This window comes from Actinomycetospora sp. CA-101289, assembly GCF_050955895.1.
Classification (GTDB): domain Bacteria; phylum Actinomycetota; class Actinomycetes; order Mycobacteriales; family Pseudonocardiaceae; genus Actinomycetospora.
Window position 1 is genome coordinate 2,256,648 of the sequence record NZ_CP192093.1, and the last position, 12,480, is coordinate 2,269,127.

The 12,480-nt window shown below is 75.0% G+C and carries 13 protein-coding genes; 6 read left to right on the forward strand and 7 right to left on the reverse strand.

The features are described 5' to 3' along the window. The first annotated feature begins 40 nt into the window (after positions 1-40). Genes ACQPX6_RS11200 through ACQPX6_RS11210 form a run of 3 tightly spaced genes read left to right on the forward strand, consistent with a single transcriptional unit; the run spans position 41 to position 3,085 of the window. A complete protein-coding gene (locus ACQPX6_RS11200; RefSeq protein ID WP_433787371.1) occupies positions 41-937 on the forward strand; it encodes an esterase-like activity of phytase family protein in 897 nt (298 codons plus the stop codon). A 52-nt stretch (positions 938-989) separates the two neighbouring features. Beyond that, complete coding sequence (locus ACQPX6_RS11205; RefSeq protein WP_433787372.1) at positions 990-1,892, forward strand: patatin-like phospholipase family protein; 903 nt, start codon at positions 990-992, stop codon at positions 1,890-1,892. Further along, positions 1,889-3,085 carry a CynX/NimT family MFS transporter gene (locus tag ACQPX6_RS11210; RefSeq protein WP_433787373.1) on the forward strand — a complete coding sequence of 399 codons (1,197 nt, stop codon included), beginning with the start codon at positions 1,889-1,891 and terminating at the stop codon, positions 3,083-3,085. The genes ACQPX6_RS11205 and ACQPX6_RS11210 overlap by 4 nt, the downstream gene beginning before the upstream one ends. Here the strand turns inward: ACQPX6_RS11210 and ACQPX6_RS11215 are convergent. Further along, positions 3,042-3,812 carry a TetR/AcrR family transcriptional regulator C-terminal domain-containing protein gene (locus ACQPX6_RS11215; protein ID WP_433787374.1) on the reverse strand — a complete coding sequence of 257 codons (771 nt, stop codon included), beginning with the start codon at positions 3,810-3,812 and terminating at the stop codon, positions 3,042-3,044. The two genes, ACQPX6_RS11210 and ACQPX6_RS11215, sit on opposite strands and share 44 nt — an antisense overlap. A gap of 66 nt (positions 3,813-3,878) precedes the next feature. Here ACQPX6_RS11215 and ACQPX6_RS11220 point away from each other — a divergent pair, with 66 nt between their 5' ends. Next, positions 3,879-4,256 (forward strand): VOC family protein, encoded by a 378-nt coding sequence (locus tag ACQPX6_RS11220; protein WP_433787375.1) that lies wholly within the window; start codon positions 3,879-3,881, stop codon positions 4,254-4,256. Between the two features lie 20 nt (positions 4,257-4,276). Then, on the forward strand, positions 4,277-4,765 hold the full coding sequence (locus tag ACQPX6_RS11225) for a GNAT family N-acetyltransferase (RefSeq protein ID WP_433787376.1): 489 nt from the start codon (positions 4,277-4,279) through the stop codon (positions 4,763-4,765). Positions 4,766-4,792: 27 nt separating this feature from the next. On the opposite strand, the gene ACQPX6_RS11230 is transcribed toward ACQPX6_RS11225, so the two are convergent. From ACQPX6_RS11230 to ACQPX6_RS11255, 6 genes are all read right to left on the reverse strand, one after another. Next, the gene (locus ACQPX6_RS11230) at positions 4,793-5,968 is read right to left on the reverse strand and encodes a serine/threonine-protein kinase (RefSeq protein ID WP_433787377.1); all 1,176 of its coding nucleotides are present in this window, start codon (positions 5,966-5,968) and stop codon (positions 4,793-4,795) included. 87 nt (positions 5,969-6,055) lie between these two features. Then, entirely contained in the window at positions 6,056-8,110 is a 2,055-nt protein-coding gene (locus tag ACQPX6_RS11235; protein ID WP_433787378.1) for a prolyl oligopeptidase family serine peptidase, read from the reverse strand. A 2-nt stretch (positions 8,111-8,112) separates the two neighbouring features. Next, the gene (locus ACQPX6_RS11240) at positions 8,113-8,991 is read right to left on the reverse strand and encodes an alpha/beta fold hydrolase (protein ID WP_433788247.1); all 879 of its coding nucleotides are present in this window, start codon (positions 8,989-8,991) and stop codon (positions 8,113-8,115) included. Between the two features lie 241 nt (positions 8,992-9,232). Continuing rightward, positions 9,233-10,012 carry a PadR family transcriptional regulator gene (locus ACQPX6_RS11245; protein WP_433787379.1) on the reverse strand — a complete coding sequence of 260 codons (780 nt, stop codon included), beginning with the start codon at positions 10,010-10,012 and terminating at the stop codon, positions 9,233-9,235. Between the two features lie 90 nt (positions 10,013-10,102). After that, positions 10,103-10,360 (reverse strand): DUF6295 family protein, encoded by a 258-nt coding sequence (locus ACQPX6_RS11250; protein WP_433787380.1) that lies wholly within the window; start codon positions 10,358-10,360, stop codon positions 10,103-10,105. 2 nt (positions 10,361-10,362) lie between these two features. Then, positions 10,363-11,118, reverse strand: a complete 756-nt coding sequence (locus ACQPX6_RS11255; RefSeq protein ID WP_433787381.1) for a dienelactone hydrolase family protein — start codon at positions 11,116-11,118, stop codon at positions 10,363-10,365. A 206-nt stretch (positions 11,119-11,324) separates the two neighbouring features. On the opposite strand from ACQPX6_RS11255, the gene ACQPX6_RS11260 reads away from it, so the two are divergent. After that, entirely contained in the window at positions 11,325-12,473 is a 1,149-nt protein-coding gene (locus ACQPX6_RS11260) for a hypothetical protein (RefSeq protein WP_433787382.1), read from the forward strand. Positions 12,474-12,480 lie beyond the last annotated feature (7 nt).

Here is a 12,480-nt window from a genome sequence, read left to right on the forward strand (position 1 = left end):
CCCGGGCGCCACGTCGCCCCCGGTCCCGTGCTCGCCGGCCGTGGACATCACCGGCTTCTCCGACGTGCTCGACGGGGCCGGGATCGGGGCGCGGCGGGTGCGGCCGACCGCCGGGCTGTCCGGGCTGGCGGTCGACCGGGACGGGACGCTGCTCGCGCTGAGCGACCGCTCCGTGCTGTTCGGCCTCGACCCGCGCACCCGGGAGCCGACGGCCGCGGTGGACCTGGCCGACGAGGCCGGGGATCCCCTCGACGCCGAGGCGCTGGCCGTCGACGGCGACGGCACCCGCCTGGTCGCGTCGGGGACCGAGCCGGCGGTGCGCCGCTTCGCCGGGGGCCGGGTGGTCGAGCGCCTCGACGTCCCGCCCGGCCTGGCCCGGCGCGACGGCACGCTCGACGGTGTCGCCGTCCTCGGACCGCAGGTGATCGGCGCGATGGCGGGGCTGCTCGTCGGTGACGACCCCGGCCTGCGCCGCTTCCCGACCTGGATCGGGTCCGCGCCAGGTCCCCAGTACGCCTACCGGCCGGAGGCCGGGCTCGACGTCGCCGACCTCGCCGCGACCGGCGACGGCCGGCTGCTCGTGGTCGAGCGGACCCACACCCCCGGCGTCGGCGACACCGCCCACCTCGCCCTCGCCGACCCCCACGGCGCCGCCGACGTCACCGCGGTGCCGGCGCTGGGCGCCGACGGCGGCCCGGCACCCGTGGCGCGCACCCCGCTCGCCGACCTCGCCGCCTGCCCCTCCCTCGGCGCCACCGCGCAGCAGCCGCAGACCAACCCGCTGCTCGGCGACGTCGAGGGCATGACCGTGCTCGGCCGGGACCCCGACGGCGCCCTGCGCGTCCTGCTCGTCACCGACGACGACACCGACGACGACCGGGACGCTGCGCGGACGACCCGGCTGATCGACCTGCGCGTCCACCTGCCCTCGGCGTGATCTCGGAGGCACCGCCCGTGCGGAACGGGCGCCGCGGGGGCAGGGTGTCGCCGTGACCGCCGACGCTCCCGCCCCGCCCGTCCGCGCCCTCGTCCTCGGAGGAGGTGGGCTCGCCGGCATCGCCTGGGAGGTGGGCGTCCTCGTCGGGCTCGCCGAGGGCGGTGTCGACCTCGGGCTCGCCGACCGCATCGTCGGTACCTCCGCCGGCTCGGTCGTCGGGACACTCCTGGCCACGGGCGTCGACCTCGAGGCCGTGCACGCCGAGCACCGCTCCGGCGAGGCGGCCGGCACCACCGGGCCGCCGGCCACGCTGGACATGGAGGCCCTCGGCGCCGAGCTCGCCGCCGCGATGGACGGGGCGGCCGACGCGGGGGAGATGCGCGCCCGGCTGGGCGCCTGGGCCCTCGCCGCGGACACGCCGCCCGAGGCCGAGCGGCGCGCGATCATCGACGCCCGGCTGCCGGTGAAGGAGTGGCCCAAGACCGACCTGCGGATCACCGCGGTCGACGCCGGGACCGGCGAGCTCGCGGTCTTCACCCGCGACGCCCGGGTCGACCTCGTCGACGCGGTGGCCGCCAGCTGCGCCGTGCCCGGCGTGTGGCCGCCGATGACGGCCGGCAAGCGGCGCTACATCGACGGCGGCGTCGCGTCGATCGTGCACGTGGCGCGCGCCGACGACGACGGGTTCGAGATCCTGGGCCGGGCCGACCGCGTGCTCGTCGTCGCCCCGCTCGACCCCCCGGCCGGCGGGCCGTTCCGGTCGGTGGCCCAGGAGATCGAGCACCGGCAGGAGAGCCACCCGGACACGGACGCGGTCGCGGTCCTCGCCGACGAGACGTCGCTGGCCGCGTTCGGCACCAACGTCCTCGACCCCGCGACGATGCCGGAGTCCGCGCGCGCGGGCCGCGAGCAGGGCCGGGCCGCCGCGGACGAGGTCGCGCGGCGTTGGGCGTGAGCGCCCCGACCGCGACGACGGTGCGCCGCGGCGGCGCCCTCTCCGCGTTCGCGGTGCTGCTGCTGGCGGCGAACCTGCGCCCGCCGGTGGTCGGCGTCGCGCCGCTGGTCGACCAGGCGCGCGACGACCTGGGCGTCTCGAGCGGCGTGGCCGGTCTGCTGACCAGCCTCCCCGTGCTCTGCTTCGGCCTGCTCGCGCCGATCGCGCCGCGCCTGGCGCGCCGGTGGGGCCTCGAACGCCTCCTCGTGGCCGCGCTGGTGGTGCTCGCGGCGGGGATCGCGCTGCGCCTGGTGGACGCGCTGGCGGTCATCCTCGTCGGCAGCGTGCTCGTCGGGACGGCGATCGCGGTGGGCAACGTCAGCCTGCCGACGCTGGTCAAGCGCGACTTCCCGCACCGCACGGGCGCCATGACCGGCGCCTACTCGATGGTGCTGACCGGCGGCGGGGCGCTCGCCGCGGCGATCACCGTGCCCCTGCAGCGCGTCACCGGCCTCGACTGGCAGTACACGCTGGGGCTCTGGGGGCTGCTCGCGCTGGCGACGCTGCTGGTCTGGGCGCCCCGAGCGCGCCACCGCACGGTGCCGTCGCAGCCGGTAGGGGAGGCCGCGGCGATGCGCCGCGGTCTGCTGCGCGACCGGCTGGCCTGGCAGGTCACGCTGTTCATGGGCTTGCAGTCACTGCAGTTCTACGCGACGTCGGCGTGGATCCCGACGATCTACGTCGACGCCGGCCGCAGCCCCGCCGAGGCCGGGCTGCTGCTGTCGCTGGCCGGGATCGTGGGGCTCGTGTTCTCGGCGACGATGCCGTCGCTGGCGATGCGCCGGCCCAGCCAGAGCGCGCTGGTCACCGCGACCTGCGTGTTCTACGTCCTCGGCTACCTGGGGCTGATCGTCGCGCCCGGCACGCTGCCCGCGCTGTGGATGGTGCTGGTCGGCGTCGCCCAGGGCTCGAACATCGCGCTCGGGCTGCTGCTGATCACCCTGCGCTCGCCCGACACCGCGCACACCGCCGAGCTCTCGGCCATGGCGCAGGGCATCGGCTACACCCTCGCCGCGATCGGGCCGTTCGGCCTCGGCGCGCTGCACGACCTCACCGACGGCTGGACCGTGCCGCTGATCGTCATGACCGTGCTCGTCGTGCCCACCGCCCTCATGGGGATCGGCGCGGGGCGGGACCGGCACGTCCTGAGCTGACCAGCGCCCCGAGCCCGTCGAGCACCCGCGCGAGGCCGAAGCGCCACGCCCGGTCCGGGTCGCGGGCGGCGCCCGCGGCGGCCCCGGCCGCCGCGCCGACCCGCACGGCGCGGGGGAACCGCTCGGGGTCCAGCACCCGGGCGAGCACCGGCGCCCGCGCGGACCACCACGCCTGCGGGTCGTCCTCCGGCCCCGTGTCCTGCTCGGCGCGCGCGGCGGCCCGGCAGAAGTCGAGCAGGAAGGTCAGCGCGGCGTCGCGGTCGACGTCGTCGAGGCCCGCGAGCTCGGCGAGGTCGTCGCAGGCGGCCAGCTCGTGCTCGTACTTCGCCGTCTCGCCCGGTCCGAGCACGGGACGGGCGGGGTCGGCGCGCGCGGTCCAGGGGTGGGCGCGGTGCAGGGCGCGGTTCTCCTCGGCGACCGCGGTCAGCCGCTCGCGCCATGGCCGGCCCGCGGTGTCGGCGCGCGGCATGGCGGCGTAGGCGGCGTCGAGGGCGAGGTCGAGCAGGTCCTCGCGGCCCGGGACGTAGGTGTAGAGCGTCATCGGCGCGACGCCCAGCTCGGCGGCGAGCCGGCGCATGGTCAGCGCCTCGGCCCCGGCGGCGTCCAGCAGGGCCGTCGCGGCGGCGACCACCGCGTCGACGTCGAGCCCGCGGCGGGGTCCGCGAGGACGTGCCGGGGCGGGCTCGCGCCACAGGAGCGCCAGCGTGCGGGCGGGGTCGGTGGTCATCGCCGCCAGGGTCCCAGATGTTGGTGTACAACGTATGGTGTACGTCGTACGGAGAAAGAGGGTCTCGTGAAGGTCACCGCGTCCGCCGTCTCGATGAACGTCACCGACCCGGAGGCCTCCGCGGCCTTCCTGGTCGAGCACTTCGGCTTCTCCCACGCCATGGCCGCCGACGGCTTCGCCTCGCTCACGCGTCCCGACGCCGGCATGTCGGTGGTGTTCCTGCGCACCGGTCTGGCGACCCTGCCCGCCGACCAGCGCGACGAGCACGCGGCCGGGCTGATCCTCGCGTTCGAGGTCGACGACCTCGAGGGCGAGCTGGCCCGCCTCGAGGGTGAGGGCGTGGCGATCACGATGCCGTTGACGGCCGAGCCGTGGGGCGAGCGCGCGTTCCAGGTCCGCGACCCCAACCGCGTGATCGTGCAGCTGGTGGACTGGAAGGGGTAGCGGGTCGGCAGGATGGGGGCGTGGAGATCGCCCTGGCGTCCGTGCGCCCCGACTCGTCCGACGGCCTCGCCGCCCTGCGCGCCTACGCTGCGGAGCTCGCGCGACGCTGGCCCGACAAGGCGCCCGAGCCGCAGTGGACCGAGGAGTTCCTCGCCGACGACCCCCTCGCCCTCGTCCCGCCGTCGGGCATCTTCGTCATCGCCCGGCAGGGCGACCACGTCGTCGGGTGCGGCGGGCTGCGCTACGAGGGCGGCGACGTCCCGCCGGGCGCGGGGGAGATCAAGCGCATGTGGGTCGACCCGGAGGTGCGCGGACAGGGGCTGGGACGACAGCTGCTCGCGCACCTGACCGACCTGGCCCGCGAAGCGGGGCTGCGCCGGCTCGTGCTCGACACCGCCGACGACCTGCTCGAGGCGCGCTCGCTGTACACGAGCGAGGGGTTCGTCGAGACCGAGCCGTACAACGAGAACCCCTACGCCCACCACTGGTACAGCCGCGACCTGTGGTGAGCACGCTCGGGCTCGTCGACGACACCGTCAATTCGGGTGTGCGAGCCCGGGACCGGCACTCTCCGCGACGGCGGTGCGCGTGACCGCGAGTCCCTGCGATCTCTGTTGTTGGAGAGCGACGACGTAGGAGAACGCCGCCACGAGTGCCACGAGGATCAGGATGATGATCCCCACGGCGATCCAGGTCCCCAGGCGGGACGAGGGCGGCTCGCTCTCGGTGGGCGGGGGTGCCGCTGTGCCCCCGCCGATCACCGTCCTCGCGGCGGCGTCCTGCGAGCGATCCCATGAATCCGTCGAGGACTCCGTCGGGCGATGGGACTCCGCGACCCCCCGCGTCCCGAGCGACGGGCGCGGCTCAGCTCTTCCCGTCGGTCGGGGGACGAGGCCGCTCACGGCGTCTCGAGCGGCCGACGCGAGGGCTCCAGCGCTGGCGTACCGCTCCTCGGCGGCCTTGGCCAGGGCCGCCGCGATCACGTCGTCGACCGCTGGCGGGAGGCGTGGCACATAGTCGCTCGGCCGCGGCGGCGCCGTGTAGGTGTGCGCCCACATCATCTGCATGAGATCGCCACCGAACGGCGGGCGGCCGACGAGCAACTCGTAGAACATGCACCCGAGGGCGTAGACGTCGACGCGGTGATCGCCCTCCCCGGCGAAGCGTTCCGGGGCCATGTACGCGGTGGTCCCCGCCACCACGGAGGAGCTCAGACGGGAGGACTGGACGATGGCCGCGATGCCGAAGTCGATCAGGTAGACGAAATCGGTGCCCGCGCCCGGATCGTTGAGCACGACGTTCTGTGGCTTGACGTCGCGGTGGACCAGGCCCTCACGGTGCGCGGCGTCGAGCGCAGCGGCGACCTGGCCGATCAGGTCGGTGGCACGGGCGGGCTCCAAGCTCCCAGTGGTCCGCAGGTGGCTGGCGAGATCGACACCGTCGACCAGACGCATGTCGAGATACGGCTGTCCCTCGATCACCCCGTAGTTGTGGATCGGGATGACGTGAGGTTCACGCAGTTGCGCGGCGAGCTCCGCTTCACGCAGGAACCGACGGCGGGTGTCCGGGTCGTCGACCAATCCGGGAGGCAGTCGCTTGAGGGCGACGAGCGCCCGGTTCTTCCGAGTGTCGGCCGCCCGGTAGACCTCACCCATGCCGCCCCGGCCGACGAGCGACATCAGCTCGTACGGCCCGAAGCTCTCGCCCGCCACCGTCGCCCCCGCTTCCCGCAGACACGCTGATCGAGTCCGCGAAGAGACTAACGGCCGCTGGTGCGACGGATGTCCTTCGCTGCCGGGTCACCCCACCTGCCGCCAGCAGAACTCGAACACCAGCGCCCATTGGAACGCGCGCTGGGCGTTGTCGGCGGCGCCGCCGTGGCCGCCCTCGATGTTCTCGTAGTACTCGACGCGGTGGCCCTGCTCCCGCAGGCGCGCGACGGCCTTGCGGGCGTGGGCGGGGTGGACGCGGTCGTCGCGGGTCGAGGTCGTGACCAGCACCGGCGGGTAGGACGCGTCGGCCGACAGGTTCTGGTACGGCGAGTACTGCGCGATCCAGGCCCACTGCTCGGGCACGTCGGGGTCGCCGTACTCGGCCATCCACGACGCCCCGGCCAGCAGCAGGTGGAACCGGCGCATGTCGAACAGCGGCACCATCACCACGATCGCGCCGAACAGCTCGGGGTAGCGCGTGAGCATCACGCCCATGAGCAGCCCGCCGTTGCTGCCGCCGTGGATCGCGAGCTGCGGGGCCGTGGTGATCCCGCGCGTGACCAGGTCCCGAGCGACGGCCGCGAAGTCCTCGTAGGCGCGGTGGCGGTGCTCGCCGAGCGCGGCGGTGTGCCACGTCGGCCCGTACTCGCCGCCGCCGCGGATGTTGGCCACGACGTACGTGCCACCGCGGGCGAGCCAGCCGCGACCGACGATCCCGCTGTAGCCCGGCGTCAGGGCGATCTCGAAGCCGCCGTAGCCGGTCATCAGCGTCGGGCCCGGGGTGTCGGACGGCCGCCCGACGACGAAGTACGGAACGCGGGTGCCGTCGTCGGAGGTCGCGAAGAACTGGCGGACCTCGAGCCCCGCCGCGTCGAAGCGCGCGGGCGCGGTGCGCAGCACCTCGGGCTCCGGGTCCTCCGCGAGCCCCAGCTCGCCGCGCAGGAACGTCGAGGGCTGCGTGTAGCCGTCGGTGTCGAGGAAGTACTCGTCGCCGTTGTCGGGATCGACGCCGACCACGTCGACCGAGCCCAGGTCGGGGCCGGCCGGCAGCTCCCGGCGCGCCCAGTCGCGCCCGGGCGTGAGCACCTCGAGGCGCGTCACGACGTCGGTGAGCACCGCGAGGAGCAGGTGGTGGCGCGTCCAGGCGTGGTAGCTCAGCGAGCGGCTCGGGGTGGGGGCGAAGAGCACGCGCGCGGTGCGGTCGCCCGCGAGGTAGTCGTCGAGGTCGAAGCACAGCAGGGCGCCGGCCGGGTGCTCGGTCCCGCCGAGCGTCCACGGCGAGCGCGTCCGGACCAGGAGCCACTCGCGGTGCACGTCGGTGTCGGCGTCGGCGGGAACGTCGAGGAGCACCTGCGTCCCGTCCGGGCGCAGCAGGTACTCCTCGGTGGTGTGGAAGTCGGGGCTGCGGCCGACGAAGTCGCGCTCCCAGCCCTCGGTGTGGTCGTGGGCGGCGAAGGCCGACACGTCGGTCTCCGCGGCCTCGAACACGACCTCGGCCTCGGCGACGGGCTGCCCGCGCTTCCAGCGGCGCATGACCCGCGGGTAGCCGGACGTGGTGAGCGAGCCGGGCCCCAGGTCGGTGCCGACGAAGACGGTGTCGTCGTCGATCCAGCCGATCCGGCTCTTGGCCTCCGGCAGCGAGAAGCCGTCGGGCACCCACTCGAGACGGCCCAGGTCGTACTCACGCACGACCGTCGCGTCCGCCCCGCCGCGCGAGAGCTGCACGAGCGCGCGGTCGTGGTCGGGCCAGCGCACCCCCGCGCCGGACCACACCCAGTTCTCGTCCTCGTCGGTGGCCAGCGCGTCGACGTCGAGCAGCAGCTCCCAGTCGGGGTCGCCGGAGCGGTAGCTGTCCAGGGTCGTGCGCCGCCAGAGGCCCCGGGGGTGCTCGGCGTCCTGCCAGAAGTTGTAGAGCCGGTCGCCCCGGCGGCGCACGTAGGGGATGCGGTCGTCCGCGTCCAGCACGGCGCGCAGCTCGTCGCGCAGCTCCGCGAAGCGCTCGCCGCCGGTCAGCACGTCGAGGGACTCGGCGTTGCGCTCCCGGACCCAGGCCAGCGCCTCGTCGCCGGTGACGTCCTCGAGCCAGAGGTGGGGGTCGTCGGGGGAGGTCGTGTCGGCCGCGGGGGAGCTCACGCCCGCCATCCTCACCCATCGCCGGGGCGGGTCGCGCGGGGACCGGAATCCCGCCCGCGGCGCAGCAGGTCCCGCCACTCGGCCGCGCTCCAGTGCGCCGGCGCGGTGTCGGTGAGGAAGGTCCGCAGGGCCAGCAGGACCTCGCGCGGGTGGCTGTGGAACGGGAAGTGCCCGGCGCCCCCGAACACCTCGAGGCGGCTGCCGGGCATGGCCTCGTGCGCGAGCTGCGCGTGCCCGACGGGGACGATCATGTCGTCGGCGCCCCACAGGAGCAGGGTCGGCATGCCGGCCGTGAGGTAGCAGCGGTCGAGCATCGTGACGACCTGGCCGCGCCAGTCGACCACCGCGCGCAGCGTGCGCAGGAAGGCGCTGCGGCTGGTGGCGTCGGGCAGGGCGTCGACGACGCGGACGAGGTCCTCGGCGTCGCGGCCCAGGGGGTGGTCGAGGCGGGTCAGCGCCCACACGACCGCCTCGGTCTGCGCGCGCATGCCCGGCAGCCCGAGCATCCCGAGGACGAGCTGCGCGCCCGGCAGGGACGCCGCACGCAGGGCCGGGCTCACCGACTGCGAGACCCCGCCGGCGCCGATGAGCACGATCCGCTCGGTGCGCTCGGGGTACTGGTAGGCGAACTGCATCGCCACACCACCGCCCAGCGAGTGCCCGACGAGCGTCACGCGCTCGATGTCGAGCACGCCGAGCAGGTCGCGCATGCCGTTCGCGTAGGCGGCCACCGAGTAGTCGCCGCGCGGCTTGTCCGAGCCGCCGTGGCCGAGCAGGTCGGGGGCGAGCACGGTGTGGTCGCGGGCGAGGTCGTCGAGCAGCGGCCGCCACGTCGACGAGTCGTCGCCGATGCCGTGGATCAGCAGCAGGACCGGACCCGAGCCCGCCATGCGAAACGCCCGGCGGTACCCGTGCAGCGTGCGGTACTGCAGGGTCCACTCCTCGCCCGGCACGTCCCGCAGGACGGGTCCGGGCGAGGGTGGTCCCGACGGCGGGCGGCGCAGCAACACGGCCGGTCCGTGGCCTCCTCGGTCGTCGGCTCCGTCCCGCCGATCAGCGGGACGGGAAGCCTAGGGCCGTGGTGTGACGGACGATCACGACCGTGTTGCCGGCGCGTGACGCCGGGCCGGGTCACCCGGCCGTGGCGTCGTCGCCCGACGCGTCGGTCGGGTCCTGCGGACCCTGGGTGGGCTCGCCCGCCAGCAGCAGGTAGAGCTTGCGGCGGGTGTCGTCGAGCAGGCGGACCGCTTCGGCCACCTGCTCGTCGCGCCCGACCTGGGCGACCTGCGCCACCGCGCCCGCGAGCCCGCGGCCCGCCTCGCGCAGGGACGCGAAGCCGTCCTCGGCCGCCGCGGTGCTCCACACGGCGTCGAGCTCCTCGCGGCGCTCGTCGACGTGCGTGCGACCGGTGTCGGTCAGGTGGATCACCGAGCGGCCGTCGGCCTTCTCGGTGCGCACCAGGCCCTCGTCCTCCAGCTGCGAGATCGTCGGGTAGACCGACCCCGGGCTGGGGCGCCAGGAGCCGCCGGATCGCTCCGCGATCTCCTGGATGATCTGGTAGCCGTGCATCGGCTCCTGCGCGAGCAGCGCCAGCACCGCGGTGCGGACGTCGCCGCGCGAGCGCCGGCCGCGGTGTCCGCCGCGGGGCCCGCCCGGCCCGCCGGGGCCGAAGCCCCCGGGGCCGAAGCCGAACCCGCCCGGACCGCCGGGCCGCCCGAACGGGCCGCCGCGTCCTCCGCCGCCACCGCGCCGGAAGCGGCCGCGGGGACCGCCCACCATCTCGCCGAACGCGGCCCGGGCGAACCCACCGTGGCGGCGGGGGTCGTGCCCGTGCGGGCCGTGGCCGTGGGGCCGGTGGCCGCCCCGGTCGTCCTGTGTGTCCCAGCCTTCGCCGGGTGCATCATTCTTCATGTCGCTCCTCCTTCTTGGTTCGTTCGCGACACGTCAACGATATATCGTGACTGTCGCCGATGCAAGGTGCTGGGGGAGCGGGTGGTCGAGTCAGTGGTCGGCGGCGCGTTCCACGGTGACGGCGAGGGCGGCGAGCAGCTCGCGGGCGGCGTCGAGGCTCAGCTCCACGGCGACCCGGGCGCCGGGACCGCGCCCGGGGTTGAGGAAGTCGATGTTCACCGTGTGCTCGTCCGGAGCGTGGACGGGGTGGTCGTAGTAGACGGTCGCGGTCTCGAGCGGGAACCAGCCGTCGGGTCCCTTGCCGCTCGAGGCGGCGAGGGCGACCTTCTCGGTGCTGTAGGTGCACACGGTCAGGCCCCCTGGGTGGCGAGGTGGCGCGCGAGGAAGTCGCGGATGCGCTGCCAGCCGTCGACGGCGGCGGCGACGCGGTAGCTCGGGCGGTCGACGGAGAAGAAGGCGTGGCCGGCGTCGTCGTAGCGGTGGAACTCGTAGGTCTTGCCGTGCTCCTGGAGCAGCTTCTCCAGCTCGTCGACCTGCGCGGGGGAGGGGTAGGAGTCGTCGTTGCCGAACAGGCCCAGCAGCGGGGCCCGCAGCTCGCCGATCCGGTCGTCCAGCGGCCCGACCTTCAGCGGGAAGCCCTCGGGCGGGGTGCCGACGACGAAGGCGCCGTAGCAGTCGATCGCCGCCTGGACGTCGACCTCGATGCCCGCGAGCACGGACTGGCGCCCGCCGGAGCAGAAGCCGATGGTGGCGACGCGCCCGTTCGATGTCGGCAGGGAGCGCAGCCAGCGCGCGGCACCGGCGGCGTCGCCGACGAACCGCTCGTCGGGCACCCCGCCCTGCGCGCGGGCGGTGGCCGCCGCGTCGTCGGGGTCGGCGCCCGGGGCCTCGCGCGTGTAGAGGTTGGGGCAGATCGCGTGGTGACCCATCGTCGCGAACCGCCGGGTGATCTCCTTGGTGGCGGCGTCGTAGCCGGGCATGTGGTGGATGACGATCACGCCGCCACGGGGCGCGGCGTCCATCGGGCGCGCGGTGTACGCCTCGATCGCGTCGTCGCCGTGGCCACGGATGCCGATCGTCTCGGCCAGGACCGCGTCGTGCTGCACGGAGGACCTCCGGTGGTTCGGGGTGGGGGACCCGATCAGAGCACCCCGGGGGCCGGCGGGCAGGCCGGGTGCGAGGGTCGTCGGATTCGCCCGTGTCCCGCCCGCCGCCGCCGGGGGACCGCCCACCCGCCCGCCAGGCATCCCGGGCGGGGCGAGAGGGTATGCGCTGGACGCATCAGACGTTCCCCGCTGCAAACGATGGCGGGGTGGAGCAGGAGGAACACCGGATGGACCTGTCGCGCACCCGTGAGATCTTCGAGCGGCCGGGGCCGTTCGCGACGGTCTACCTGGAGGCCGTGCAGGCCGGCGAGAACTCCGCCAAGCAGGTCGCCCTGCGCTGGCGGGAGCTGCAGCACCAGCTGCAGCAGCAGGGCGCGGACGACAAGACGCTCGCCCCCCTCGACGAGGAGCTCGGTGGCGACCGCGCCGGCTCGATCACCGAGGTCGGGCGGGTGCTCGTGGCGTCCGCCGACGGCATCCTCTTCGACGACGAGGTCGAGGCCCTCGACGCGGCCGGCGACCTCGCGGTGTGGTCGCCGCTGCCCGAGCTCGGCCGCTACTACCGCAGCCAGACCGGCTCGGTGCGCGTGCTGCTCGCGGTGGTCGACCAGACCGGCGGCGACCTCTACCAGGTGATCGCCGACAACGCCGAGGGCGCGCGCGAGCTCTCCGAGGAGACGATCAAGGGCCAGGCGCTCGAGACCGTGCACAAGGCGCGCGGCGGCGGCCTCGGCAACCGCACGCGCCAGAACCGCCACGAGATGGCGTCGTACGAGAACGCCGACGCCGTGGTGGCGGGCATCCGCAGCGCGGTCAAGCAGTTCCGGCCCGAGGTGATCGCCCTGGCCGGCGAGATCCAGGGCCGCTCGGCCGTCCGCCAGGAGCTGCCGGGCGACCTCGCCGAGATCACCCGCGAGATCGAGGCCGGCAGCCGCGCCGCCGGTGCCTCGGAGGACGCGCTGGAGAGCGAGCTGCTCACCGTCGCCGGGACGCTCGCGACCGAGCGCGAGACCCGCGTGCGCGAGCGGTTCCAGGAGGGCAAGGGGCACGCCAACGCCGTCGAGGGTCTCGAGCCGGTGCTCGAGGCCGCCCGCACCGGCGCGGTGGACACGCTGCTGCTGGTCGACGGCCAGGAGGTGCCGGGCGAGCTCTACGTCGGCTCGTCGCCGGAGGCGATCTCCACCGACCCGGCGAACCTCACGCAGATCTCCGACACCGAGCCCGTCGCCCGCCCCGCCGAGCAGGTGCTGCTGCGCGCCGTCGGCGCACTCGGGGGCGACGTGCAGGTCCTGGGCGGCGGGACGTCGCTGCAGGACGGCGTCGGCGCGATCCTGCGCTTCCCGACCGGGAGCTGAACGGAGC